Origin of the sequence: Nonomuraea sp. B19D2 (genome assembly GCF_040137845.1) — a bacterium.
Taxonomy (GTDB): domain Bacteria; phylum Actinomycetota; class Actinomycetes; order Streptosporangiales; family Streptosporangiaceae; genus Nonomuraea.
The window spans coordinates 24,314-49,292 of record NZ_JBEFAK010000032.1; the positions used below are offsets into that span (position 1 = coordinate 24,314).

Sequence of the window (24,979 nt, forward strand, 5' to 3'; positions counted from 1 at the left end):
CTCGACCTGTCGTCCGCCCAGCACTGAGCGAGGGGGTGCCATCGGGCAGGCTCGGCGAAGGTGCCGATAATGGCGTAATGAGATCAATAGGCACGACGGACCTGTCCGTTTTCCCGATTTCGCTCGGCACGAATGTCTTCGGCTGGACGGCTGACAAGGAGTCCGCGTTCGCGGTCCTGAACGCGTACGTCGAGGGCGGCGGCAACTTCATCGACACCGCCGATGTCTACCCGTACTGGGCGACCGGCGAGTCCACCTCGGAGATGATCATCGGCGAGTGGCTGCACACTCGCCGCAACCGCGACTCCATCGTGCTCGCCACCAAGGTCGGCATGCTGGAGGGGCTGCAGGGGCTGGCCCCGGCGACCATCCGGACGGCGGTCGAGGACTCGCTGCGCCGGCTCCGTACGGACTACATCGACCTCTACTGGGCGCACGTGGACGACCACGACACGCCGCTGGTGGAGTCGCTGGCCACGTTCGACGCGCTGGTCCGCGAGGGCAAGGTCCGGCACGTCGGGGCGTCCAACTACGGCGCGGAGCGGCTGGCGGAGGCGCTCAAGACCGCCGGCGAGGAGGGGCTGGCCCGGTACGTGGCCCTGCAGCAGCAGTACAACCTGGTCGAGCGGGGCTACGAGGGCGAGCTGCGGGACGTGGTGGCCGGGGAGGGGCTGTCCAGCACGCCGTACTTCGGGCTGGCCCGCGGGTTCCTGACCGGCAAGTACACGCCCGGCGTGACGATCGACAGCCCCCGTGCGGGGATGGCGGCCGAGTACCTGCAGAAGGAGCACGGGCGCCGGGCTCTGGATGCGCTGACCAAGGTGGCGGCCGAGCGGGCGGTGGCTCCGGCCACGGTGGCGCTCGCCTGGCTCGCCGCCCAGCCCACGGTCGCGGCGCCGATCGCCAGCGCCCGGGACGTGGCCCAGCTCGAGCCCCTGCTGGCGGCCGCGGAGCTGGCGTTGAGCGAGGAGGAGCTGACCCTCCTGGACGAGGCCTCCCGCCCCTGACGCCTGTGCGCCGTCCTGCCGCGCCCGGCGGGCGCGCACGCACAAAGGGCGCGGCGAGGTGCCGGGGCAAGGCAGGAGGGTCAGTGGACGCGGTTCACCGGCGAGGCGCAGACCGCGCGCAGGTCAGTGGACACGGTTCACCAGGGACGCGCAGAGCGCGCGCAGGTCCGTGGCGTCCGGCAGGCACTCGTCCATGACCGCCAGCGCCGCGGCAAGGTGCCCGTCGGCCTGGGACTGGGCGACGGCGCGGCCGCCGGCCTGCTCCACGAGGCGGGCGGCGTGGCGAAGCGAGTCCTCGTCCGGGACGCCGGCGGCAAGGAGGACGGACAGCTCGCGAGCGGCCGGGTGGTCGGCGGCGAGGGCGGCGAGGACGGGAAAGGTCTTCTTGTCGCGCCGCAAGTCGGAGTACACGGGCTTGCCCGTGATGCGCGGGTCACCCCAGATGCCCAGCATGTCGTCCGCGATCTGGAAGGCCACCCCCAGATCCCGCCCCATCCCCCACATGCGGTCGGCGACCTCCGGCGCGCCCCCCAGTGCGACCCCCGCGGCGGCGGCGGCCCCGAGCAGGCCGCCGGTCTTGCCTGCCGCCATCGCCGTGTACTCGGAGATCGTGACCGCGTTGGGCCCGTGCCAGGGCCGGTTCTCGAAGGCCATGTCCGCGGTCTGTCCGTTGACGAGCTCGATCAGCGCCGCCGACAGGTACTTCATCGCCTCAGGCGACCCGGAGAGCTGGCTGATGGCCAGCGCGAGGAGCGCGTCGCCGGCCAGGAGCGCCGGGCCCACGCCGTACGCCTTCCAGAGGGCCTCCCGGTGCCGCCGCCGCTCGTCGTGATCGATGATGTCGTCGTGCACCAGCGAGAAAGCGTGCACCAGCTCCACCGCCACCGCCCCCGGGAGCGCCGACTCGGCCGTGCCGCCGACGGCCTCGGCGCTGAGCATGGCGATGGCGGGCCGCACGCCCTTGCCGCCGTCCCCGTTGTGCGGCCTGCCGTCCGCATCGGACCAGCCCAGCGCGAACGCGGCCATCCCGGCACCCCACGGATGCAGCGCCGAAACGGCCTCCCGTAGAGCCGGCTCGAACAGGCGCCGGCAGCGGGCCACGGCGTCGCCGCCCAACGGATGGCTGAGATTCAATCGGTGCTCCTACCCCGGTACGATCTTGAATCTACATGCACAAGCATGTGATACTCCACCCAACAATTGACATTTGTCAGGAAATGTCCGTGGTGCGAGACGGACACTGTACGCGACGGAGGGAGCACTGGTGGCGATAGACTCCGCCCCGCTCAGAAGACTGCCACCACTCCCCCCAAAATACGGCAAAGCGGACACATTCCTAGTAGGCATGCCAAATAGCCGCATAGCTGGCTCTTAGTCGTATAGAGCATTCGGATCGGGGATCGCCGCCATGTCGTACGCCACGGAAACCTCCGTGATCACCCCCCAAGTCGTTCCCTTTCACCGAGCCATCCCCCGGTTGGTGAAAGACCCGGTCGACGAGCTGGCCAGGATGGGCACCGAGGCCGCGGGCCAGGTGGTCCGGGTCGACCTCGGCCCCTTTCGCCCTTATCTGGTCTCGCACCCCGACCACGTCCAGCAGGTGCTCACCGCGGAGTGGGGCAACTTCGCACGCGAGGGCATGTTCTGGCGGCCGGTACGGCGGGTGACCGGCAAGGGCATCCTGCGCGAGGGCGACGAGTGGGCGTCCGCCAGGAAGATCCTCCAGCCGCTCTTCACCGCCAAGTACACCGCCACCCTGGCCGAGGGCATGGCCGACGCCATCGCCGAGCGCGTCCTGGAGCTCGACGTCCACGCGCGAGCGGGCCGCCCGATCGACGCCGCCGACCAGATGACGGCGATCATCAACCAGGCCGTCGTCAAGGTCCTGTTCGGCGGGCGCATCTCACGCGACACGGCCGAGCGGCTGGCGCCCGAGTTCGCCACCTGCGCCACGTCGATCGCGTTCCGGCTGCTCTTCCCCTTCGTGCCGTACTCCATCAAGGTTCCGGGCGATCGCGCGTACCTGAGAGCCATGAACAACATCGACGAGATCGTCTATCCCCTCATCGAGCAGGCGCACCGCGAGGGCGCACACGGCGGGACGGCCGACCTGATCGCGGTGCTGCTCAGGGCCAGGCAGCAGGAGGACGGCCGGATGGATCTGGAGCAGGTCCGCGACGACCTGGTGAGCATGTACGCCACCTCCACGGAGACCACGGCGACGTCGCTGACCTGGCTGTGGGCGGTGCTGCACGATCATCCCGACGTCAGCGCCCGGCTCCATGAGGAGATCGACCGCGTGGTGGGCCAGGAACCGGTACGGCCGGAGCACGTGCCCCGGCTCACCTATCTGCACATGGTCCTGCAGGAGCTGTTACGGCTGTATCCGGCGGGCTGGATCATCCCCCGCCAGGCGGTCGCGGACACGAAGATCGGCGGCGTCCGGATCAAGGCCGGCTCGCAGGTGCTGATCAGCCCGTACACCACCCACCGCCTGCCGGAGTTCTGGGACCGGCCACTGGAGTTCGACCCCGGGCGCTGGGCCGACGGCGCCGCCCCCAGACATCGCTACGCGTTCTTCCCCTTCGGCGCGGGCCCGCACTCGTGCCTCGGCCAGGGCCTGTTCCGCATCGAGGCCCCGCTGGTCATCGCCAGCCTGCTGAGCAAGTACCGGTTGGCGCTGACCAATCCCCAGCGGCTCACCGCCGTACCGGGAGCCTCAGCACGGCCGAAACAGCAGATCATGCTGCGGCTGGTGCCCATCGAGCGGAACCCGCGGACATGAGCCACGTGAGCATCACCGCCGAGGCGGCGACGGACATCGCCGCGCACGCGCGCGAACTGATCGAGAGCCTGATGCTCAGGCCATGGGGACAGGTCTCGACGTCGGTCTACGAGACCGGCCGGATCGTCGCGCTGGCCCCCTGGCTGACCGGCCACCGGGAGCGCCTCGACTACCTGACCGGCGCCCAGAGTCTGGACGGAGCCTGGGGCGCGCCGGACGGCTACGGTCTCGTGCCGACCCTGAGCGCCACCGAGGCGATCCTGACCGCGCTGGCGCGCGAGGATCCGGACACGGACCGCGAGCGCCTCACGCAGGCGGCCGAACGAGGGCTGCGCCGGCTCGCGGCCTGGCTGGGCGGCGGGCGGATCGACCTGCCGGACATGCCGGCGATCGAGCACATCGTGCCCTCGCTCGTGGCCCTCATCAACCGGCACCTCCAGAACCTGCCGGACCACGCGCCGCTGCCGCTGCCCGAGGGAATGAGCTATGACAGCCTCGACCGGGTCACGTCGTGGATCGGCTCGGGGGGCGCGATCCCGGAGAAGCTGCTCCACGCTCTGGAGATCGCGGGTGACAAGGCCGGTGGGGCGCCCAGCGTCCAGCCGGCCTCCATCGGGACCGTCGGGGCGTCGCCTGCCGCCACCGCCGCCTGGCTGGCCGGGCGGGACGCGGACGGACCGGCCCGCGAGCATCTGGAGGCGGTCGTCCGACGCCACGGCGGTCCCGTGCCCGTCGGGCTGCCCATCACCGTGTTCGAGCGGGGCTGGGTGCTGAGCTGGCTGGCCCGCGCGGGCGTGCCCGTCGAGGTGCCGCCGGAGATGGTGGCGGACCTCAGAACGGCCATCGGACCCGGCGGCACTCCCGCCGGGCCGGGGCTGCCCGCCGACGCCGACACGACCTCCGTGGCGCTGTACGCGCTGGCCCTGCTGGGAGCTCCGCACGAGCCCGACAGTCTGTGGAGCTTCCGTTCCGGGTCCCACTTCTCAACCTGGCTCGGCGAGCAGGGCATGTCTGTCAGCGTCAACGCTCACGTGCTGGACGCCTTCGGCGAGTACGTACGCCGCAGGCCCGCCGCCGCGCCACGCTACGAGCAGACCATCTCCGAGGTGGCCGCCTGGGTCCGTGAGCGGCAGGAGCCGGACGGGAGCTGGAGGGACAGGTGGCACGCCTCCCCCTACTACGCCACCGTCAGCTGCGCACTGGCGCTCGCCTCCTTCGGCGGCGCCGCATCGGCCGAGCCGGTGCGTGCCGCGGTCGAGTGGGTGCTGGACAGCCAGCGGCCGGACGGCTCCTGGGGCCGCTGGGAGGGCACCGCCGAGGAGACCGCGTACGCGCTGCAGATCCTGCTGCTGACCGGGGACCGGACGGACGCTCGGCTCCTACGCGCCGCGGCGGCGGGCGAGGAGTACCTGACGCGCTGGGCCGGCAAGGAGCATCCTCCGCTCTGGCACGACAAGGATCTCTACGTGCCGCTCGCAGTGACACGCAGTGCGGTGATCGCCGCGGCCCATCTCGCCCGGCGGGCGCGGGAAGGCACCCGGCCGCCGGACGGTGCGCCGTCCTAGCCCGCGTACGTGTCCGCGTCCCTGACCAGTTCCTGAACGGTATACGCATGCGTGTCCCTGGCCATGAACCAGCCACCGTTGAACGCGACGTTCCTGCGCTGCCCGTCCGCGATGCCGGCCAACGGGGCGGGCAGCTCCGCGAGGGCGGCCAGGAACACCGCGTGGAGCTCGGCGTAGTGCGCGAAGACCCGCTCGACGGCGGCCTCGGTGGTCATGCCCGCGCGCTCCAGGATGAGGACGGAGCTCGGCTTGCCCTCGTTCCTCTCCCGTTCGAACGTCCTGATGTCGTTGGCGAGCCGCATGCATGCCGCGCCCAGGGAGGTGACTCGCTCGATCGATCCCCAGTGCTCGGCGTCGGCGGGAGCGGGACCGCAGATCCCGAGGGCGGCGGCCCACCATGTGGGGTAGAGGATCGTGAGGCTGCCGTTGGCCAGGTACTCGTCGTACGCCGGCCAGGGCTCGTCACCTGCCGCCCACCGGCGCTCACGGACCATGGCGAAGCCGGCGCGTTCGAGCTGTTCCCTCAGCATCGGCGCGTGCACCTCGGCACCGGCGTGCCCGCGAAAGCGGGCGCACCACTCCTGCCAGGCGTGCAGCCCCTGCCCGACGGCGTCCTCGGCACCCGCCCGAGGTGGTGCGCCGGAAATCATCGAGCAGAGCTGCTCGAAAAAGGCGGTGATATCGCGATGAGTCCACTGCCCCGCGATGTTGTCAGCGATGTCGTCGATGCCGAACAAGATCGTGATCAGCGTACCGAGATCGGCGATCTGATCCGGCCGCGCGTGCGGGAACGTCGCCGCGGCGGACAGGCAGCTGAAAGCCAGCCGGCTGGCGGAGCTGTCACCGTCGGCGAACAGGCTGGTGTACGGACGCACCAGCCCGGCCGCTTCGGGCACGGCGTCGAGCCCGGCCCTGAGAACGGCGCCCCGGTCCTCCTCGGGCACGCCGGCCAGCTGGTGGGCTCCCCGAAGCAGGCGATCCACGAGGTCATTACTGATGCTGAAGTACCCAGGAGGGACAGGATCGCTCACCCTGGAAGGATATCTACTTTGCGAGTATTTGACTAATGTTGTCAAAAAAGGGATATTTGGTAGCTAAAGTGATTGATGTTGCTTGAGAGGTGCTTTGAGCTGCGCTAAAGTTCCTTGATCGTAGGCGCCCGGTATGCCGCTGCATGTCCTGGTGGTCAGCACACGAAATGACTTTCACAGGGTAGGTACAATGGGCTTCCGCAATACACGACTGCGGACCAAAGTCACGGCTCTGCTTCTCTCGCTCGCGGCGCTGTGGGCCTTCGCTGCGTGGGTCACCCTTCGCGAGGGCGTCAACCTGCTCTGGGTCTCCCAGCTCGACTCCAGCATCGTCTCACCCAGCGAGCCGCTCCTGGTCGAACTGCAGAAGGAACGGCGAGTCTCGGTCGTCAAGCTGGCCAACGCGGGCATCCGGACCCGCAAGGACCTGGAAAACCAGCGCAAGCAGACCGACCGCCTGATCACCGCCTTCAAGGAGTCGGCGGCCTCGAGCGTGGTCGACTTCGCCCTGGACGAAGAAGGAGCCAGGCGGCTCGCCGACGTGTTCGGGCAACTCGACACCCTGAAGCAGACCCGGCAGGCCATCGACTCGGGGCAGACGGACAAGATCCGGGCGACGAGGTCCTACGGCGACGTCATCGACTCCGTCTACGGCCTCTACGGTTCACTGGCAACCCTTGACGACAAGACCATCGCCAAGGGCATCCGCACGCTCCTCGGCCTGAGCCGGGCCCGAGAGGTGATCACCAGGGAAGACGCGCTGATCGCCGGCGCGCTCGCCGAGGGCCGGCTGACCACCGCGGAGCACGCGCAGTTCACGCAGACCGTGGGAGCCTGGCGCGTCCTCGCCGACCAGGCAGCGGCCGATCTCACCCCCGACGAGAAGGCCAACTACGACAAGGTCGTCAACGGCCAGTCGTTCACCCGTCTCAGGAGCCTGGAAACACTGCTCTCCGAGCAGGACCCGAGCACCGGGACCCTGCCGTTCACCGCCGAGCAGTGGAAGACGACCGCCGACCGCGCCCTGGCCGATCTCAACAGCCTGGTGCTCACCGGGGGAGACCGCATGGTCGATCAGGCGGTGCCCGTCGCCGTCAACGTGGTCGTCCGGCTGGTCCTGGCCGGCGGTCTCGGCCTCATCGCGGTCATTGCCTCGATCATCCTGTCCATCACCACGGCCCGCGCCCTGTTCGCCCAGCTGCAGAAGCTGCGCGACGCCGCCCATGAGCTCTCCGACGACCGGCTGCCCGGCGTCGTCGAGCGCATCGGCCGCGGCGAGGAGGTCGACCTGGCCAAGGAAGCCCCGGACCTGGACTTCGGCGACGACGAGATCGGCCAGGTGGGCCAGGCGTTCAACACCGTGCAGCGCACCGCGATCAGCGTCGCGGCCGAGCAGGCCGAGCTGCGCCGCAGCATCCGCGACATCCTGCTCAGCCTGGCCCGCAGGACGCAGGGCCTGGTCCACCGGCAGCTCACCGTGCTCGACGTGATGGAGCGCCGCGAGACCGACCCCGAGGAGCTGAAGGAGCTCTTCCGGCTCGACCACCTCGCCATCCGCATGCGGCGCAACGCGGAGAACCTCATCGTCCTTTCCGGCTCGGCCCCGGCCCGTACGTGGCGCCGCTCGGTCCCCATGGTCGACGTCGTCCGCGGCGCCCTGGCCGAGGTCGAGGACTACACCCGCGTCACACTCATGCCGATGGGCGACGTCGTGCTCGTCGGCCGCGCGGTCGGTGACGTCATCCACCTGCTCGCCGAGCTGATCGAGAACGCCGTGTCGTTCTCGCCGCCGTACACGAACGTGCAGGTCAGTGGCCAGCTTGTGGCCAACGGGTACGTGATCGAGATCGAGGACCGCGGCCTGGGCATGAAGCCCGAGGACCTGGAGGCCAACAACGCGCGCATCGCGGAACCGCCCGAGTTCCGCATCACCGGCACCGCCCGGCTGGGCCTCTACGTGGTCAGCCAGCTCGCCAAGCGCCACGAGATCCAGGTGGTGCTCAAGGCGTCGCCGTACGGCGGGACAACGGTCGTGGTGCTGCTGCCGCAGGAGCTCGTACAGCTCGACCCCACGCCCGAGCCGCAGAGCGGCGAGCAGCGCGAGCGCCTGCCGCGCAGGACGACGGCCGTGGCCACCGCGATCCGGCCGGTCACCGCGGAGAACGTACGCACGCTCAAGCCCGCGCGCCAGGCTCCCCCTCCGGAGCCCGCCCCTGCCCCCGTGCCCTCGCCGGCCCCCCTGCCTTCGCTCGCCCCTGTGGAATCAGAACCCGAAACGCCGGCCGAACCGGAGCAGAGGCCTGTGACCGAGTTCACGTCGAATGGGCTGCCCCTGCGGGTGCCCCAGACCAACCTGGCGCCAGCGCTGCGGGACGAGACGCCCACGCAGCCCGACTTCGAGGAGGACGATGACGAGCGCTCGCCGGAGGAGATCCGCGCGATGATGGGATCTCTGCAGTCAGGCACACGTCTTGGCCGGAGCGAGGCCGCCAAGATGCTGGACGAGCAGTCGAGAGGTGAGGCATGACCCCCTCCCCCGGCACTGATCTCAACTGGCTGCTCGACGACCTCGTCGGCCGTGTCAAGGAGGCCGAGCACGCCATCGTGCTGTCGTCCGACGGCCTGCTGATGGCCTCTTCTGCCGGGTTGCAGCGGACCGACGGCGAGCACCTGTCCGCCGTCGCCTCCGGGCTGCAGAGCCTGGCGAAGGGTGTCTCGGACCAGATCTCCGGCGGCACCGTACGGCAGACGGTCGTGGAGTGGAAGCACCAGTTCCTCATCGTGACCACGGCCGGCGAGCGGGCCTGCCTGGCCGTGCTGTGCGCGCAGAACGCCGACATCGGGCTGATCGCGTACGAGATGGCGATGCTGGTGGCCCGCGTCGGCCAGTACCTCACCTCGGGCGCCCGCAACGCCGAGGCCATCGCCGGGAGCGACCGGTGAGAGGCGCGGACGAACCGACGGACGAGCACTGGGTGGATCCGGAGATCATCCGGCCCTACGTGGTCACCCGTGGCCGCACGCAGCCCGCGCACGGCCGGTTCGACCTGATCTCCATGGCCCTCGCGGTGGGCCCACCCCCAGGCCCCGACGCCGGGCTGGATCCGGAGCACCTGCGGATCCTCCAGCTCTGCCGCGAGCCCAAGTCCGTCGCCGAGATCGCCGCGTACCTCGATCTGCCGGCCGGCACGATCCGGGTGCTGCTCGGTGACCTGTTCGACCGCGAACTCGTCTCTGCGCAGGAACCACAATCCGAGGTGGACATGCATGACATGAAGATGTACAGGGCGGTGCTCGATGGCCTTCGGTCGCTCTGAGCGTCCGCGCCTGCCGACGGCGATCAAGATCCTGATCGCGGGCGGCTTCGGCGCGGGCAAGACGACGATGGTGGGCGCGGTCTCCGAGACCCGGCCGCTGCGCACCGAGGAGGTCCTGACCGACCGCGGGATCGGCGTGGACGACCTCACCTCGGTGGAGGCCAAACGCACCACGACCGTGGCGATGGATTTCGGCCGGATCACGCTGGGCACCGACTACGTCCTGTACCTGTTCGGCACGCCCGGGCAGGAGCGGTTCTGGTTCGTCTGGGACGAACTGGCCGAAGGGTCGCTGGGCGCCGTCATCCTGGCGGACACCCGGCGGCTGGCGGACTGCTTCCCCTCGGTGGACTATTTCGAGCGGCGGGGCACGCCGTTCGTGGTGGCGGTCAACTGCTTCGAGGGGGCGCCTACGTTCGAGCTGGACGAGGTACGCCTGGCGCTGCAGCTGAACCCGTCGATCCCCATCATCATGTGTGACGCCCGGAAGAAGGACTCGAGCCGCGAAGTCTTGATCAGCTTGGTCAAGCACTCGGCCCGTCTCCGCGCCGAACCAGTCGGAAGCTAGGGGTCGCGGGGGGCGAGCAAGGCCTTCCATGGGGGGCGCTTCGCGCGCGGGATTCCAGACAGCGCCTCCCAGGGGGGCTCACGCCCCCCTTCGACCCCCCGCTCGCCATCACCCGCCCGTTGCCTGGTTACCGGGCGGGCCTGCTGGAGCCCGCCCCGAGGGGTCCTCGCTGGCGCTCGGGCGACTTTGATCGGGGATCGAGGCTACGGCCCCGATCCCCGGGCGAGATCGACGATGACGAAAGGCGACGCCTGCTGCGGATCAACCACAGGGGCACCGGATCGGTAGTGACCTGGCTGCGGGCCCAGATGGTGCTGCTGTCCGCGCTGAGCATGCCCGTGGCGAAGATCTCCGCACCTGACGACGAAGAAGGACAGCCGGGTCAGCGGCTGGGCGGCGGCAAACAACGTCGAGTTCGCCTACACGCCGACAACAGTTCGGAGGGCAGCTCCGGTAGGTGACGGACGATCAAGTCATCAGAAAGTGGCCCATTCCTCTCCGCGGAATGGCACGTAGCCACATGGCACCGAGCCGTCGAGCCGGACCCTCAACCGCAGATTCGGCGGCGCGTCGGCGCCGTTGACCTGGGCAACCCGGATGGCGATGTCTCCGGTGTCTCGGACATGGTGCACGTAGTCAAGCAGCAGATCCGGCACCCAACCGAGCTCGCCGCCTTCGCGGGTGACCAGCAACGCTTGCCTGTTGACGGGGTTCGTCGGGTCATCGCGCAGCTCAAGAGCGTCACCTTCGCGGAGCATGGAGATCCGCGACTCTGCGCCTTCCACGTGGCGGAGGCCGTGCACGAAGAAGAACGTGCACGTTCGGCCATTCTCATCAACCTGCGGCTCAGGGACCAGGAAGATTGCGTCTCCAGCCCTTCGACCGCCGGAACGGCCAAGCACGGCCAGCGGCGGCGAGCCATCGGGCAGGCCGAGCACCGTCAGGTAAGCGTCGTAATCGGGGCGCCGAGGGCTCATCAGCCGCTGGTTGAACAGCGGGAACAGGGTCGCGGACTCGTAGCGGCGCTCGAGGTCGCCGAATCCGAGCAAAGGTCTGAAGCCTGGCATGTCCATCACTCGATGGAGGTAGGCGAACGCGTAGCCCTCGTCAGTCTGCTCCAGGAATCCAATCGGAGCGATCCGACGTGATCCCCGATCTTGGAGGGCGACTACCAGCCGAGGGGAACTCGTCGTCCCGCGTGCGCGCAACGATGAGGACTGGGGCGGGTTACCCACTGAGCAACCTCCTCCTGTTGGCGTCTATGAGCTCCACCGCGAACGTACGGGCTGCCTCCGACATTTCCGGGACCCGTGCCGCCAGATCCCCCACAAGATCTTTTCCACAGGCTGCCACCCGCTCAAGCCAGTACTCACGAACCTGCGTCCCGACAAGGCCCAAAGCCGTTTTCGCGAACTCCGTCAGCGTAACCTTACGACACCCCTCGAACCGCCAGGCAGTACCCCTCCGGAGGAAGGCCTCCCAGTCTCTCGCCCCAGCCAGAATTCTGCACCGATCCGCATCTGTGAGGCTGAACCCGAGGCTGGTTGCATGATCGTAGGAGGGACACAGCAACAATTCGCCACATTCTGCGCCAATCAGAACGGCCCAGTTCGCTGGATGCCGATCACGGTTGGCGATCAGAGCGTCCAACACGCCATAGCTGACGAACACGTCAAAGGCACCGAACGTGCTCGGCCCACAAAAACCAGGCGGCTGGCCGTAGCCCTGCAAGGCGGCTCGGACATTTTGCAGCGTGTGTCCTTTATGCTGTTTGTCCATTGGGTCATGATCCTCCTTCAGAAACTCAGTGAGCAGGAGGAATCCAGGCTGCAGCTGCCAGCCAGGAGGCTTGACGTCGTAGGACACGCATCCTCTCCGACCGGATCTGACGGCCAGGTCGATGTCAGCCCTGGGAACGTTCAGCACAGTCGCCACTTCCGAGGCGAGCTTCTCCGGCCAATGATCCGCTTGTTCTGCAGTGTCATTCCGAACATTCGGCTTGAACAGGGCGCGCCGACGATCCGGTCCATCCGCAACAAGCCAAATCTTCTCCCCGGAACCATCGGCTTCGTAAAGATCGACTGCCCAGTCAGTCACATCCACCACAGGAAAGGGTTTGACCACGAAGAGGGAGCGTACATGAATGATCACACCAAGTTGTGGCGTTGTCCTTTTGTACCAAATAAGGCTTTGCCGCGACGCACGTACTAGGAGCGCTTGTCACAGACCAGGGCCCAAAGGCCATCGTCAAATGGTGTTTCGTACTCGGTTTCAGGCCCAGACGCGAGCGGTCGGCCCCGTCGCCTCGAGTGTCACGAGGACGAGGTGGCCGTGGCGCGTAGAGCCGGGAGAATCTCCATGGCCAGGCGTTCGGACTGTTCGCGGGGGTTCGGCCCCACGGGCATGAAGTTCATCGACGTGAAGCCCAGGCGGGCGAAGCCGGCGAGCCGGTCGGTCACCTCCTGCGGTGAGCCCGCCACCACCGCGGCACCGCCCGCGCGCTCCCCGATACGGAAGGGAACGTTGTACACACACTCCACCGCGCGCCCGTGGGACAGGATTCGCTCCCGCATGACGGCCGCCTGCTCCGGCGGGGCGAAGCCGAGGGACGGGATCCAGCCGTCGGCCAGCCTGCCGGTCGCGTCCAGGGCGCGCTTGCCGTACGTGCCGAGCCAGATCGGGATGGAACCGGCAGGCTTGGGCTCCATGGCAGCCTTGTACGTGTGATAGCGGGTGCCCTCGTATGTGAAGCGAGGCTCCGACCACAGCCCACGGATGATGTCGATCGCCTCCACCATGCCGTCGACCTTCTCCCGGATGGAGCAGCGGGGGATGGTCCGGCGGGAGGAGTTCGAGGGCGACGCGCGGGGGGCGATGATCGTGCTGACGGAGGGCGGCCTGCGCGCCATCCAGGAGGCCGCGCCCGCACACGTGGAGTCCGTATGCCGACACTTCATCGACCTGCTCTCTCCCGAGCAGATCCAGACCCTGGGGACGATCGCAGAGACTGTGCTCGCGCACTTGCCGGAGGCCGAGGGCGGGGATCCTGCGAAGGGATCGTGACGAGCGATCCCTTTCCCGCAGCATCATGGAGCCGTGAACTATCTGGACACTCTGATCGCCGTGGCCGACGACTGCCCCGTGCGGAGCAGCGTGGTGCCGCCCCTCCGCGGTGGCAAGAAGACCGTTGCCGTGCTGCAGTACGAACTGCTCCGCGATCGGCCGTTCCAGCTGACCCAGGAGGACGTCCTGTTCCTGTCCTGGCTGATGCGCCAGCCGGGTTTCGAGGACAAGACGGACGACGAGGTGAGCGCGCTGCGTGACGCCTTCTTCGCCAAGGACCAGCCGTGCCTGCGGGGCTCGCCGCTGCCCAAGAAGTAGGGGTTCGGCTTGCTGGCCGACGCCGAGGGCCGGACAACCCTGTGCCCGATGGAGTCCGAGGAGTACAGGGCCATCCTCGAGAGCGGCGAAGTGACGGTGCTCAAGGCCTTTCGTTCGCGTCGCGCTTAGTGGCCGACGCCGGAATTCCTTCGGGGGTTGCCGGTTCCTCTCAGGCGTCCCACTCCGCGTTCGGCATACCTTGCAGCGGGATGGACGCGGCAGTCAAGCCCGATGCAAACTGATCCCCATGCACGATCATCAACCGCAAAGGAATGCCGCTCTGCCGGGCGGGGAGCGACCGGCATGGGCGTTGATCGGCCCAGGGATCGCTGCGCTTACCGGTCTCTACCTGCTGACGATGCCCTTCGGACCCGCAGCGCGGCTTTCACTGCAGTCAGATCTGGGTTTGTCCAGCCAAACCACCCTGGTCATGACTCTCGTTGCGTATCTGGTCAGCGCGGCAGCGGGTGGGGCGCTGGGCGTTGGCCTTGGTGGACGTCTGCTGACGACAGTGGGCACGGCGGCCATCGCCTTAATGATCATCGGGGTGCTGCTGAACGCGTTCGCCCCCGACTCCGGCATCTATCTGATCGGCCGGGTGCTGAGCGGGCTCGGTGGCGGCGGCGCGGTGGGGGCGACGGTGGCATTCACGCGTCGGGCGGGCCGCCACTCGGGCGCGCTGGTCGGCATACTTGCAGGTCTTGGTGTCCTCGCCCTGATTCTTGGCCCGATCATCAATCACGGGCTGTCGAGCGCGTTGGCGTGGAGGTGGGGATACATGATCACGATACTTCCGTTGATCGTGGGGCTGATTGCCACCGCCGTCAGCGGATTCGTGCTGCTCCTGACCCGGCGAGCCGGGCAGCCCAGTTCGTCGGGCATGCCCCATCCGCCAGCCGCGCAACGGCCGTGGAACGCCCCTCCGGGGGCCTGACCGGAATATCGTCCGCGTCCTCGGCGGCCGGCCTCAGGACCTGCCGGCCCGGATCGAGCTTCAGGCGGGTGGCGTCAAGCCGAGGGACGCGATCAGGGCGGTCATCTCGTCGCGGTAGATCGCGGCGGGCTCGTGGGTGAGCGTGCGCAGGTGGCCGTAGATCTCCAGGGAGACCAGCCCGTGCATGCGGCCCCACACCCGGACCGTGAGCGCCACCGCGTCCGGCGGCAGGCCCGGGAACGTGGCCTGAATGTCTTCCGCCAGGTCCGGGTCGAAGTGTGACCAGTCGTACTCGCCCTTGTCCGGCCCGTGCCAGGCCGCCGCGACCAGGCCGGTGAGGCCCCGGCAGGCCCGGTGTTCGGCCTCCCTCGCCGGGCCGTCCGCCGGGGGCTGGTAGCCGGGGACCGCGTCGCCGTAGATGAGGCGGAACCCCTCCGGGTTGCGTAGCGCCCACTCCCGTACGGTTTCCGCCCAGGCCAGGACGCGGCCGCCCGGGTCTTCGACGGGCACGGCGTCGCGGGCGGACTCGGCCGCGTCCACCAGGGCCGTGTAGAGGTCGGCGATGAGCGTGGTGACCAGGTCGTCGCGGGTGGCGTAGTAGCTGTAGATCGCGCCGGCGGTCATGCCCATCTCGCGCGCGATGGCACGTAGCGAGATGGCGTCCGGGCCGCCGGCGGCCATGAGTTTGAGCGCGATCTCCTTGATCTCCGCCGTGGTCTCCGCGCGCAGCCGCTCGCGCCTGCTCATCGTCTGATCACCCACCCTTGACAGTCTACAGAGTTGGGCTACTGTTCTGCGTGTTGAGATTGAACGGTGTGTAAAAATCATTCGCCGTATAAAAATCCCTCCTGAGGAGACCTCTCGTGACGCTTTCCGCCTCTCGTGCGCCGACCGACGCGGGCCGTTCCGGGCTCAGGCTGGCGCTCCTGGCGTTCACCCAGCTCATCGTGGCTCTTGACTACAACATCGTTTACGTGGCGCTCCCCGACATCGGAGCGGCCCTGGGCTTCAGCGCGCGATCCGTGCAGTGGGTGGTGAGCGCGTACGCCATCGGGCTCGGCGGGCTGCTGCTGCTCGGCGGCCGGGCCGTCGACAAGCTGGGCGCGCGGCGCATGTTCGTGCTCGGCCTGTCGCTGTACGCCGTGGCCTCGCTCGCGGGCGGCCTGGCGACGGGATCCGCGGCGCTGGTCGTGGCCCGTGCCGTCCAGGGCGCCGGCGGGGCGCTGCTCACGCCGGCCACGCTCGCGTTGATCTACCGCGGGTTCGAGGAAGGGGCCGCGCGCAACCGGGCCCTGGGCGCCTGGGGCATGGCGGGGAGCGCGGGTTTGGCCGCCGGGTCGCTGCTGGGCGGCGTGCTGACCAACTACCTGGGCTGGGAGTGGGTGTTCTTCGTGAACGTCCCACTGGCCATCGGCGCCGCCGCGGCGGCGCCCCGCCTGCTTCAGCCCGACCCCGGAGAGGCGTCCAGGCCGGGCGGGTTCGACCTGCCGGGGGCGCTGCTGGCCACGTCGGGCTCGACGCTGCTCGTGTTCGGCCTGGCGAGCGGGCCGGAGTCGGGATGGGGATCGGTACGCGGCGCCGGGGCGCTGGCCGCCGGCGTGGCGCTGCTGGGGTTGCTGCTGCTGGCCGAGTCGCGTACCCGGGATCCGCTGATCCCGCCGCGGCTGCTGCGCCGGCGCGGCCCGGCCACCACGATGATCGTGATCGCCGTGTTCCAGGGCACGCTGGGCGGCGGCTACTACGTGCTCACCTCATACCTGCAGCCGGTCCTCGGCTACAGCGCCCTCGCGGCGGGGCTGACGTTCCTGCCGCTCACCCTCGTCTGCATGGCCGCCGCGCTGAAGGTCGCGCCGGTGCTGCTCGGCAGGTGGGGAGTCCGTACGACGCTCAGCACCGGGATGCTCGGCACCGGAGCCGGGATCGGCGTGCTGACCGCCGGCATGTCCAGCGGCGGCGGATTCTGGACGCTGCTGCCCGGCAGCGTCGTCTGGGGATTCTTCGGCGGCGTGGCCTTCGTCGCGCTGTTCGCCTCGGCCGGCGCCGGGGTGGCGCCCGAGCAGCAGGGCGTCGCCTCCGGCCTGGCCAGCACGGCCAAGGAGGTCGGCGGCGCGATCGGGCTGGCGGTCTTCGTCGCCGTCGCCACCGCGAGCCAGGCCACCGGGATGCTCGGCGGCCTGCAGGCGGCCGGTTGGGCGGCCGCGGCCGTCACCGCCGCGGGCGGCCTCATCGCTCTCGTGCTCGAACCAACCGTGAAAGGAACCACATCATGATCAACGACCTCATCGGCAAGTACCTCGACGTCTGGAACGAGCGGGACGCCGCCGCCCGTGACGTCCTCATCAAGGACGTGCTGACCGACGACTCGGTCTACTCCGACCCCGACTACGCCGGGCTGCGGGGGCACGGCGAATTGTCGGAGGCGATCGGCCGGGCTCAGGAGAAGTTCGGCGATCTGGTGTTCACCCTCGGCACGCTGATCGGCGCCCATCACGACACGGCGCTGTTCACCTGGAGGCTGGGCGCGCCGGGCTCGGACACGCCTGTGGCCACCGGCTACGACGTCGTGGAGTTCGAGGGCGACCGCATCCGCCGCGTGGTCGGGTTCTTCAGCTAGACCTTGGTCGTGCGGCCGGGTCCGGGCGGTCGGCTGACGCTCGCCCTCGCCGCGCAGGGCTGAGGCGGGCGCCCAAAGCGTCCCCTCAGCCCGCGGCGACGGTCTGCGGGCCGGCCCTCACGTGGAGACCCGGCGAGCCGCGATCACGAGCAGCACGATCGCGGCGGCCGTCATGATCGCGTTGCTGGTCAGGTCGGCCGCCAGGCTCACCGGCTCGGTCGAGATCACCTTCCACGGGAAGGAGTGCCACGCGTACGTGAGCGTGGCCCCCGCCGCCAGCGCGAGCCGGTGCGCGTCCGACCAGTTGGACCGGTGCGACCAGTGCCTGACCAGGGCGCCGACCGTGGCGAACAGGGCCAGGTAGATGAGCACGCTGACCCAGGCCGGGATGGGGATCGCCAGCCACGGCGACAGGCCGGTGGGGTCGACCGCGTAGAGGAGGACGAAGACGGCGCCGGCCACCAGGGCGAAGGCGAGCACCGCCCACGGGCCGGGCGCCCTGCCCTCGGCTGTGGGGGCGCTGCGACGCAGGCGCAGGCCGAGCACGACGAGCCCGGCGACCACTACGGCCGCCACGATGTTCTGGGGCGGGCCGGCGAGCATGCCCTTGCGGTTGAGAGTGTCGAAGGCACCGAAACCGAAGTAGAGCACGAAGATCACGGCCACGGCCCAGAAACCGCGCTTCCCCAGCCACGGCGTGGTGCAGCGCGAGCCGGCCAGCGTCTCCATGATCGCGATCGGGGCGCCGATGCTCCAGATGGTGTGCACGCCCGCCATGAACATCACCCACGGCAGTCCCGTCCCCAGCGCGGGAAGGTAGCCGTAGTCGAGGATGCGGACGCCGGCCCAGTTCTCGTCCCAGAGGGTCTGGGTGAGGAACGCCTCCTCGCACATCCCGTACGCCAGGGCGAACGCCAGCATGGTCGGCCAGCCGCGCCCCGTCCGCCGGACCGCCTCGCGGATGAACAGGGCGCCGGTGCCGTACAGAGGGATCAGCGCGACGACCACCACGACATTGGTGATCGTGGAGTTCCCCATCAGGATCTCCGCGTGCAGCGGCGCCAGGAGTGCCAGCCCGATCGCGGGCGCCACGCGAGCACGTAAGGGCATCTGGTGAGTTGTTGTCACGACTCCCAGGTAACACCACTTGGAGCAAACTTACAACTGATGTAATGATGTTCAGGATGTAAAGCGAGCGGGCCCTCTCGCGCGCTGGGGTAGCGCGGCGCCGAGCCGGTGGCGGCGCGGAAGCGGGCGTTGCCGAACCCCCTGAATGCGCCCTCCCGAGCGGTGTGGACAATGGTCGGATGCCCGTGCGACACACCCCCTGGGACCGGCCGGAGACCCGGCCCGCCATGGCCAACACCGACGACCCCCGGCCCGGACTGGCCCTCACCGACCGCTCCCTCTGGCGTGACGGCCGCCGGTGGATCCCCGTGACGGGCGAGCTGCACTACAGCCGGGTGCCGCGCGAGCGCTGGCAGGACGCCTTGCGCCTGGTCAAGGCGGGCGGGGTGAACGTGGTCTCCACGTACGTCTTCTGGATCCACCACCAGGAACACGCGGACCGGGAGCCGGTGTTCGACGGCGGGCTGGACGTGGCCGCGTTCGTCGGGCTCTGCCTGCGGACGGGGCTCGAGGCGATCGTGCGCGTCGGGCCCTGGTGCCACGGCGAGGTCCGCAACGGCGGCCTGCCCGACTGGGTCGCTCCGGCCCGCCGCGACGACCCGGCGTACCTGGAGCAGGTGCGGGCCTGGTTCGGCCACCTGGGGAGGCAGCTCGGCCCGTTGTGCGGACCTGACGGGCCGATCATCGGGATCCAGCTCGAGAACGAGCTGTACGACCAGCCGGGCCACCTCCGCACGCTGAAGCGGATCGCCCGCGAGTCCGGCCTGCACGCCCCGCTCTGGACGGCCACCGCCTGGGGCAGCGCGGACCTGCCCGTCGGCGACGTCTTCCCCCTGTACGGCGGCTACGCGGACGGCTTCTGGGTGGACACGGCCGACGGCTGGGACGACTCCTTCCGCGCCCACTTCCGCTTCTCCCACCAGTGGGACGACCCGGGCATCGGCAAGGACCTGGCCGGGGACCGCGCGGGCGGCGTCAAGCACCCGGACTTCCCGGCCGCGACGTGCGAGCTGGGCGGCGGCATGGCCACCGCGTACCACCGCCGCCCGCTGCTCGAAGGGGCGGACATCGCCGCGGTGGCGCTGACCAAGCTGGGCAGCGGCTCGGCCTGGCAGGGCTACTACATGTACGCGGGAGGCGCCAACCCGCGCCCGGGCCTGCAGGAGTCGCACGCCACCGGCTACCCCAACGAGCTGCCGGAGTTCAACTACGACTTCCACGCCCCCATCGGGGCTCACCTGCAGACCCGCGACAGCTTCCACCTGCTGCGCAACCAGCACGCCTTCCTGGCCGCGTTCGGCGACCGCCTGGCCGCCATGAACGCCACCATCCCCGGCCAGGAGTCGCTGCGCTGGTCGCTGCGCTCGGACGGGCGCAGCGGGTTCGTCTTCGTCAACAACCACCAGCCGTACGAGCCGCTGCCCGCGCACCGGGACGTGCGCTTCGACGTCGAACTCGACGAGGCCCGCGTCCGCTTCCCGCACCGCCCGGTGGACGTCCCCAGCGGCGCGTTCTTCTGCTGGCCGGTCAATCTCGACGTCCGCGGGGTCACGATCAACTGGGCGACCCTCGGCGTCCTGACGCTTGTGGAGGACTCCGTACTGGTCCTGACGAGAACCGACGGGATCCCCGCCCACCTCTCCCTGCCCGCGGGCACGTCCGTCACCGGCCATCCGGCCCTGGAGCGGGACGGCGAGGTGATCCTGGAGGACCTGCCGAGCCGCGAGCCGATCACCGTCGAGACCCCCGACGGGGCCCGGCTGCGCCTGCTGGTCCTCGACGCGGCCGACGCCCGGCGCGCCTGGACGCCCGGCGGCCGGCTCGTCATCTCCGACGCCGACATCGTCGAGGCCGACGGCGCGCTGACCGCCATCACCACCGGCCCCGCCACCGTCGAGATCCTCACGGACGGCGCCTTCGAGCGCCACCAGCTCGACCATCCGGCGGCCCCCGCCCCGGTGAAGATCGTGCGGACGGCCGAGGCCACGCCACCGCCGGCCCGCCCGATCACCGTCCCGGGTCGCGCCTCCGCGCCCGATCCGGAGACGCTGGCCGCCCACGCGGCCCGCTACACGATCACCGTGCCCCCGGGCGGCGAGCGCACGCTGCTCCGCCTCGACCTGGTCGGCGACGTGGCGGTGGCCAGGGCCGGCGACCGCACGGAGGACCTGTACTGGGACGGCGCGCCCTGGGACATCGACATCTCGGGCGGCGTCGAAACGGTCGAGGTCATGATTTATCCGCTCACACCGGACACGCCGGTCTGGCTGCCCGAGGCCGCGAGAGGGTCCGAAGGCGCCCGCATCCTCGACGCCACGATGATCGACTACCGCGCGCACCCGTTGGGCGCACTCCGCCGGTAGGCGCCGTCGATCACCAGGCTTCCACCGTGCACGCGCCCTTGCGGACGCCCAGCTCGACCAGGTCCGTCTCCACCGCGGAGAGCGGATCGTCGAGCGGGATCCGGAACGTACGGATCTGGTTCGGCCCGAAGTCCGCCGTGAGTCGGATCCGGGCCAGCGGGATGTCGAGGGTCGCCAGGGCGGCCCGGCCCGTGCTCTCGACGGCCCTGACGACCAGGTCGCGCGGCGTGTCCTCGTGCAGCTTGACCGCGGTCACCATGACCTGGCCGCCGCCGTCGTCCAGGTGGCCGCGCGCCGCCGGGAGCGTACCGTCGTGGAAGCTCTCCAGCATCGCGCGTACCGGGGAGCCGAGCAGCGCGGCCCGGCGGGTGAGCCCGGCGGCGCGCCAGTCGCCCGCGTGCGGCACCAGCAGGTACGTGAACCGCTGCACCCCCTGGTCCTGGTACGAGTAGTAGCCGTCGGGGTCGAGGAGGCGCGGGTCGTGCCAGGCGTAGACCGGGCTGCGCACGGCGGTGATGCCGATGCTGTGGCCGCGGCCCGGGGCCGGCGGGGAGACGTCGTAGCCGTGCTTGGCGTTGTTCACGACGGCGAGGCCCGCTCCGGCTCCGGACAGGTCCACCCACGACTGCGCGGGCTCCTCGGCGCTGTCGATCGGCCTGGTCAGGTGCCCGAACGGGATCTCGTACGTGGCCACCGGGCTCTCCAGCGCGACCGGGAAGCGCAGCTTCATCAGATGCGCCTGCTCGCGCCAGTCGAGCGTGACCCGCACCTCCACCGCGTCGTCCCCGACGCCCAGGATGAACTCCTCGGCCATCGTGGAGCGGCCCCACTCGCGCTCGACGCGGATGCGGGCACGCAGCGGGCCGCTCTCGCGCAGCACGATGCGGGTCGTCGTCATCGCCTCGCCCGGCCAGTCGTAGGACACCACGCGGTGTCCCCAGGTGTCGGTCGGGTCCGCGCAGATCTGCGTGTGCTCGCCCGCCGCCCCGGCCACGAGGTCCACGCCGGTGCGCTTGTCGAGCAGGCCGGCCAGCCAGCCCGTCTCCGGGTCGATCTCCAGGCGGAGCACGTCGTTCTCGATGTGCTGCTCGGACGCGGTCAGGCCGCTGGTGTACGGTGTCTCGCCCTGGCGCAGCCGGTAGAGGCGGTAGCCCAGGGCGGGCAGCTCCGCCTGGAACACGGTGGCGCCGCGTCCCTTGTCGTCCGTGGTGGCGACCGGCTGGGTGCGCTGGCAGGGCACGTCCCGGCCGTCGGCGTCCACGACCCGCACGCCGGTGGGCGCGAGGCCGTACTGCATCTCGACCCGGGTCGTGACCGGCCACGGGTGCGGGTTGAAGACCACCACCGGCTGGGTGCCGGGCTGCTCGGGCACGTCGATGTCGCGGGCGATCACGTTGTGCGCCCGGGTGATGATCCGCTTCGAGATCGCGACCGCCTCGCCGAGCTGGTCGCGGGCGTCGTCGTAGGCGGGCTCGATGGCCGAGCCGGGCAGCACGTCGTGGAACTGGTTGAACAGCACCTGTTTCCAGGCCCGCCCCAGCTCCTCGCGTACGTCGTGGCCCGCGACGGCGGCCCAGCGCTCGGCCGACAGCAGCGCCGCCTGCGCCCTACGCTGCCACGCCTTGATCCCGGAGTGCGAGGAGTAGCAGCCGGCCGCGTGGTGCTGCAGGTCGTCGCGCCACACCGGCAGCTCGGCCATGCCCTGCTCGCCCAGGCGCTTGGCCATCTCGTCGAAGTAGCGGCGCGGCGAGGACATCGTCAGCTCGCCGAACGTGCCCATCCGGTCGTAGCGGTGGATGGACTCGATGTTCGCCTTGGTGGGGCCGCCTCCGTGGTTGCCCACGCCGTAGAAGATCATCAGGTCGCCGAGCGAGCGGTCGAGCTGGCCGAGCGCCTTCTCGGTCTGGCCCGCGACCTCGCCGGGCGGGCTGCAGTACTCGAACGGGATCCGGTACGCCAGCACCCGGCTGCCGTCGGGGCTCTCCCACCAGAACATCGTGCCGGGCAGCTCGCTCTCGTGCGGCCCCGGGCGCAGGAAGCAGTAGGAGTCCATGCCCTGGCCGCGCAGGATCGCGGGCAGCATGGCGTTGTGGCCGAACGGGTCGGCGTTCATGCCGACCGTGGCCGTGACCCCGAACTTCTCCTTCAGGTAGCGCTGGCCGTACAGGCCCTGGCGGGCGAACGACTCCCCCGACGGCATGTTGCAGTCGGGCTCCACCCACCAGCCGCCGACGTTGACCCAGCGGCCCTCGGCGACCCGCTCCTTGATGCGGGCGAACAGCTCGGGGTCCGACTCCTCCACCCACGACAGCAGGACGACCTGGTCGCAGGTGAAGACGAAGTCCGGGTACTCGTCCATGCGGTGGATCGCCGACCAGAACGTCGCCCGCGCCTCCTGGTAGCCCTCCTGCCACGGCCACAGCCACACCGGGTCGAGGTGCGCGTTCCCGATCATGTGCAAGGTGCGGTCGGGGGTGGCCACCGGCCTCTGCGCCCTCGGGAGACCGCGGGGCTGGCTGCCCGAGGGGGCGTTCGACATGGGGGCGTTCGAGGGTCTGGTCATGCGGCCGCCCATGCGTCGACCTTCTCGCTGATCATGTGCAGCATCAGTGTGTGGATCTCCTGGATGCGCGGGGTCTCGGAGGAGGGAGCTAGGAGGAGGCGGTCGGCGAACTTGGCGGCGGCGCCACCGTCGCCGCCGCCGAACAGTACCGTGACCGCGCCATTGCTCTGTGCGGCTTCCAGGGCGCTGACCACGTTCGGGGAGTTGCCGCTGGTCGTGAACGCGGCCACGACGTCGCCCGGGCGGACCAGGGCCCGGACCTGCCTGGCGAAGACGTCCTCGTAGGAGTAGTCGTTGGCGATGCACGTCATGACCGTGGCGTCGGTCGTGAGCGTCACGGCGGGGAGCGGGCGGCGGTCGCGCTTGTAGTGGCCGACCAGCTCGCCGGTGAGGTGCTGCGCGTCGGCCGCGCTGCCGCCGTTGCCGAGGGTGTAGAGGGTGCCGCCCCGGGTGAACGCCTCGATGAGCAGGTCCGCGGCGGCTTCCACGGCCGGGAGCAGCCGCACGACGCCCTGGGCGGCGGCGAGGTGGGCCTCGACGTGCTCGGCCAGCACGGACGCCGCCGCCGAGGCGGAGGGCGCCGCGCCGGATCGGGACGTGTGCCCATTGGACCGAGGCGAGATGCCGGCCGGAGGGGAGGCGAGCCCGTTCGGCCGGGATGCGGGTGAGTGCAGGCGGATCGGGTCAGGCATGGCGCTTCCCTGAGGCAAGAAGGTCGTGGGCCACGGCGCCGGCGCCGACCACGCCGACGCCCTCGCCCAGCTGGGCCGGCTCGATGCGGGCGGTGCGGGCCGCGGGCGGCATGGCGTCCCTGGCGACGGCGGCGCGTACGGGGTCGAAGAGCCGGGCGCCGGAACGGGTCACGCCGCCGCCGAGGACGACGAGCTCCGGCTCGAACGCGTTCACCAGATCCGTGATCGCGCTGCCCAGTGCCCATGTGGTCTCGTTCCACACCTCGGTCGCGAGCGCGTCGCCCGCCTCGGTGGCGCGGAAGACGTCCTCGGCCGTCGGGAGCCCGATTGCGGACAGGGACGAGGCGCGACCGGCGGCGAGGGCCTCGCGGGCGCGCTCGGCGATGGCGGTGCCGGACGCGTACGCCTCCAGGCAGCCCAGACGGCCGCAGGAGCACTTGCGCCCGCCCGGCCGCACCACGACGTGCCCCAGCTCGCCGCCGTTGCCGGCCGCGCCCCGGTGCAGGCGGCCGCCGATGACGGACCCGCCGCCGACGCCCGTGGAGATCGTGAGGTAGAGCATCGTGCTGGTGCCGCGGCCCGCGCCGTACCGGAACTCGCCGAGGGCGGCGGCTGTGGCATCGTTCTCAAGCGCGGACGGCACGCCGAACTCCTCCGCCGCCATCGCGCCCACGGGGACGTCGATCCACCCGGGCAGGTGCGGCGGACACTCCAGCACGCCGGTCGTGGTGTCCAGCGGTCCCCCGCAGGAGATGCCTACGGCCGCCACCTGGGGCGGCCCCGCCTCTGCGATGGCCTTCCTGCCCAGGTCGAACAGCCTGACCAGGACCCGCCGCGGCCCCTGCTCCCTGCGCGTCGGGGTGACCTGCCAGCCGTGGATCAGGCCGTCGCCGGTGACCACGCCCGCGGCGAGCTTGGTGCCACCGATGTCCAGCGACAGGACGGGGGGAAGATCGTGCTCCATTGGGCCTCCGACGGGAACGAGTGCCACGTCAAGGCTGTGTGACATCGTTCCCACACGGATCCTAGGG

General features: G+C 70.2%; 23 protein-coding genes and 1 pseudogene. 14 read left to right on the forward strand and 10 right to left on the reverse strand.

Features of this window, described 5'->3' with window-relative positions:
• Nucleotides 1-77: 77 nt before the first annotated feature.
• Nucleotides 78-1,007 carry an aldo/keto reductase gene (locus ABN273_RS40780; RefSeq protein WP_349454709.1) on the forward strand — a complete coding sequence of 310 codons (930 nt, stop codon included), beginning with the start codon at nucleotides 78-80 and terminating at the stop codon, nucleotides 1,005-1,007.
• 123 nt (nucleotides 1,008-1,130) lie between these two features.
• Here the strand turns inward: ABN273_RS40780 and ABN273_RS40785 are convergent, their stop codons facing one another.
• Complete coding sequence (locus tag ABN273_RS40785) at nucleotides 1,131-2,141, reverse strand: polyprenyl synthetase family protein (protein ID WP_349454710.1); 1,011 nt, start codon at nucleotides 2,139-2,141, stop codon at nucleotides 1,131-1,133.
• A gap of 346 nt (nucleotides 2,142-2,487) precedes the next feature.
• On the opposite strand from ABN273_RS40785, the gene ABN273_RS40790 reads away from it, so the two are divergent.
• Both ABN273_RS40790 and ABN273_RS40795 read left to right on the forward strand, forming a co-directional pair.
• The gene (locus ABN273_RS40790) at nucleotides 2,488-3,792 is read left to right on the forward strand and encodes a cytochrome P450 (protein ID WP_349454711.1); all 1,305 of its coding nucleotides are present in this window, start codon (nucleotides 2,488-2,490) and stop codon (nucleotides 3,790-3,792) included.
• The gene (locus ABN273_RS40795) at nucleotides 3,789-5,357 is read left to right on the forward strand and encodes a prenyltransferase/squalene oxidase repeat-containing protein (RefSeq protein WP_349454712.1); all 1,569 of its coding nucleotides are present in this window, start codon (nucleotides 3,789-3,791) and stop codon (nucleotides 5,355-5,357) included. Before ABN273_RS40790 ends, ABN273_RS40795 begins: the two co-directional genes overlap by 4 nt.
• Here ABN273_RS40795 and ABN273_RS40800 read toward each other — a convergent pair.
• Nucleotides 5,354-6,340: a terpene synthase family protein gene (locus ABN273_RS40800; RefSeq protein WP_349454713.1), complete on the reverse strand. Its 987-nt coding sequence runs from the start codon at nucleotides 6,338-6,340 to the stop codon at nucleotides 5,354-5,356. The genes ABN273_RS40795 and ABN273_RS40800 overlap by 4 nt on opposite strands.
• Before the next feature lie 238 nt (nucleotides 6,341-6,578).
• On the opposite strand from ABN273_RS40800, the gene ABN273_RS40805 reads away from it, so the two are divergent.
• The 5 genes from ABN273_RS40805 to ABN273_RS40825 all read left to right on the forward strand — a co-directional run bounded on the left by ABN273_RS40805 (nucleotide 6,579) and on the right by ABN273_RS40825 (nucleotide 10,734).
• Nucleotides 6,579-8,915 carry a sensor histidine kinase gene (locus tag ABN273_RS40805; RefSeq protein WP_349454714.1) on the forward strand — a complete coding sequence of 779 codons (2,337 nt, stop codon included), beginning with the start codon at nucleotides 6,579-6,581 and terminating at the stop codon, nucleotides 8,913-8,915.
• Nucleotides 8,912-9,331 carry a roadblock/LC7 domain-containing protein gene (locus tag ABN273_RS40810; protein WP_349454716.1) on the forward strand — a complete coding sequence of 140 codons (420 nt, stop codon included), beginning with the start codon at nucleotides 8,912-8,914 and terminating at the stop codon, nucleotides 9,329-9,331. Before ABN273_RS40805 ends, ABN273_RS40810 begins: the two co-directional genes overlap by 4 nt.
• Nucleotides 9,328-9,705, forward strand: coding sequence for a DUF742 domain-containing protein (locus tag ABN273_RS40815; protein WP_349454717.1), 378 nt, complete (start codon nucleotides 9,328-9,330; stop codon nucleotides 9,703-9,705). Before ABN273_RS40810 ends, ABN273_RS40815 begins: the two co-directional genes overlap by 4 nt.
• A complete protein-coding gene (locus ABN273_RS40820) occupies nucleotides 9,686-10,273 on the forward strand; it encodes a GTP-binding protein (RefSeq protein ID WP_349454719.1) in 588 nt (195 codons plus the stop codon). The genes ABN273_RS40815 and ABN273_RS40820 overlap by 20 nt, the downstream gene beginning before the upstream one ends.
• A 287-nt stretch (nucleotides 10,274-10,560) precedes the next feature.
• Complete coding sequence (locus tag ABN273_RS40825) at nucleotides 10,561-10,734, forward strand: hypothetical protein (RefSeq protein ID WP_349454720.1); 174 nt, start codon at nucleotides 10,561-10,563, stop codon at nucleotides 10,732-10,734.
• A 15-nt stretch (nucleotides 10,735-10,749) separates the two neighbouring features.
• Here the strand turns inward: ABN273_RS40825 and ABN273_RS40830 are convergent, their stop codons facing one another.
• The 3 genes from ABN273_RS40830 to ABN273_RS40840 form a co-directional block, all read right to left on the reverse strand.
• Nucleotides 10,750-11,346 (reverse strand): HIRAN domain-containing protein, encoded by a 597-nt coding sequence (locus tag ABN273_RS40830; protein WP_349454721.1) that lies wholly within the window; start codon nucleotides 11,344-11,346, stop codon nucleotides 10,750-10,752.
• Between the two features lie 154 nt (nucleotides 11,347-11,500).
• A complete protein-coding gene (locus ABN273_RS40835) occupies nucleotides 11,501-12,397 on the reverse strand; it encodes a HipA domain-containing protein (RefSeq protein WP_349454723.1) in 897 nt (298 codons plus the stop codon).
• A 188-nt stretch (nucleotides 12,398-12,585) separates the two neighbouring features.
• Nucleotides 12,586-13,071: an LLM class flavin-dependent oxidoreductase gene (locus tag ABN273_RS40840; protein WP_349454725.1), complete on the reverse strand. Its 486-nt coding sequence runs from the start codon at nucleotides 13,069-13,071 to the stop codon at nucleotides 12,586-12,588.
• Between ABN273_RS40840 and ABN273_RS40845 the strand changes: the two genes are divergently transcribed.
• The 3 genes and pseudogenes from ABN273_RS40845 (at nucleotide 13,049) to ABN273_RS40855 (ending at nucleotide 14,588) form a co-directional block, all read left to right on the forward strand.
• On the forward strand, nucleotides 13,049-13,336 hold the full coding sequence (locus ABN273_RS40845) for a MarR family winged helix-turn-helix transcriptional regulator (RefSeq protein ID WP_349454726.1): 288 nt from the start codon (nucleotides 13,049-13,051) through the stop codon (nucleotides 13,334-13,336). The genes ABN273_RS40840 and ABN273_RS40845 overlap by 23 nt on opposite strands.
• Before the next feature lie 33 nt (nucleotides 13,337-13,369).
• Nucleotides 13,370-13,783 (forward strand): annotated as a pseudogene (locus tag ABN273_RS40850) (DUF6157 family protein).
• Nucleotides 13,784-13,901: 118 nt separating this feature from the next.
• Entirely contained in the window at nucleotides 13,902-14,588 is a 687-nt protein-coding gene (locus tag ABN273_RS40855) for an MFS transporter (protein WP_349454727.1), read from the forward strand.
• A 60-nt stretch (nucleotides 14,589-14,648) separates the two neighbouring features.
• Here ABN273_RS40855 and ABN273_RS40860 read toward each other — a convergent pair whose 3' ends face one another.
• On the reverse strand, nucleotides 14,649-15,350 hold the full coding sequence (locus tag ABN273_RS40860; protein ID WP_349454729.1) for a TetR/AcrR family transcriptional regulator: 702 nt from the start codon (nucleotides 15,348-15,350) through the stop codon (nucleotides 14,649-14,651).
• A 101-nt stretch (nucleotides 15,351-15,451) separates the two neighbouring features.
• On the opposite strand from ABN273_RS40860, the gene ABN273_RS40865 reads away from it, so the two are divergent.
• Nucleotides 15,452-16,858, forward strand: coding sequence for an MFS transporter (locus tag ABN273_RS40865; protein ID WP_349454730.1), 1,407 nt, complete (start codon nucleotides 15,452-15,454; stop codon nucleotides 16,856-16,858).
• Nucleotides 16,855-17,202, forward strand: coding sequence for a nuclear transport factor 2 family protein (locus ABN273_RS40870; protein ID WP_349454731.1), 348 nt, complete (start codon nucleotides 16,855-16,857; stop codon nucleotides 17,200-17,202). Before ABN273_RS40865 ends, ABN273_RS40870 begins: the two co-directional genes overlap by 4 nt.
• 117 nt (nucleotides 17,203-17,319) lie before the next feature.
• Here the strand turns inward: ABN273_RS40870 and ABN273_RS40875 are convergent, their stop codons facing one another.
• Nucleotides 17,320-18,294: a hypothetical protein gene (locus tag ABN273_RS40875; protein ID WP_349454732.1), complete on the reverse strand. Its 975-nt coding sequence runs from the start codon at nucleotides 18,292-18,294 to the stop codon at nucleotides 17,320-17,322.
• Nucleotides 18,295-18,509: 215 nt separating this feature from the next.
• Here ABN273_RS40875 and ABN273_RS40880 point away from each other — a divergent pair, with 215 nt between their 5' ends.
• Nucleotides 18,510-20,693 (forward strand): beta-galactosidase, encoded by a 2,184-nt coding sequence (locus ABN273_RS40880; RefSeq protein WP_349454733.1) that lies wholly within the window; start codon nucleotides 18,510-18,512, stop codon nucleotides 20,691-20,693.
• A 10-nt stretch (nucleotides 20,694-20,703) separates the two neighbouring features.
• On the opposite strand, the gene ABN273_RS40885 is transcribed toward ABN273_RS40880, so the two are convergent.
• The 3 genes from ABN273_RS40885 to ABN273_RS40895 are packed head-to-tail and all read right to left on the reverse strand — an operon-like array spanning nucleotide 20,704 to nucleotide 24,912.
• Nucleotides 20,704-23,256 (reverse strand): alpha-mannosidase, encoded by a 2,553-nt coding sequence (locus ABN273_RS40885; protein ID WP_349454734.1) that lies wholly within the window; start codon nucleotides 23,254-23,256, stop codon nucleotides 20,704-20,706.
• Nucleotides 23,253-23,948, reverse strand: a complete 696-nt coding sequence (locus ABN273_RS40890) for a D-sedoheptulose-7-phosphate isomerase (RefSeq protein ID WP_349454735.1) — start codon at nucleotides 23,946-23,948, stop codon at nucleotides 23,253-23,255. The genes ABN273_RS40885 and ABN273_RS40890 overlap by 4 nt, the downstream gene beginning before the upstream one ends.
• The gene (locus ABN273_RS40895) at nucleotides 23,941-24,912 is read right to left on the reverse strand and encodes an ROK family protein (RefSeq protein WP_349454736.1); all 972 of its coding nucleotides are present in this window, start codon (nucleotides 24,910-24,912) and stop codon (nucleotides 23,941-23,943) included. Before ABN273_RS40895 ends, ABN273_RS40890 begins: the two co-directional genes overlap by 8 nt.
• Nucleotides 24,913-24,979: the final 67 nt, after the last annotated feature.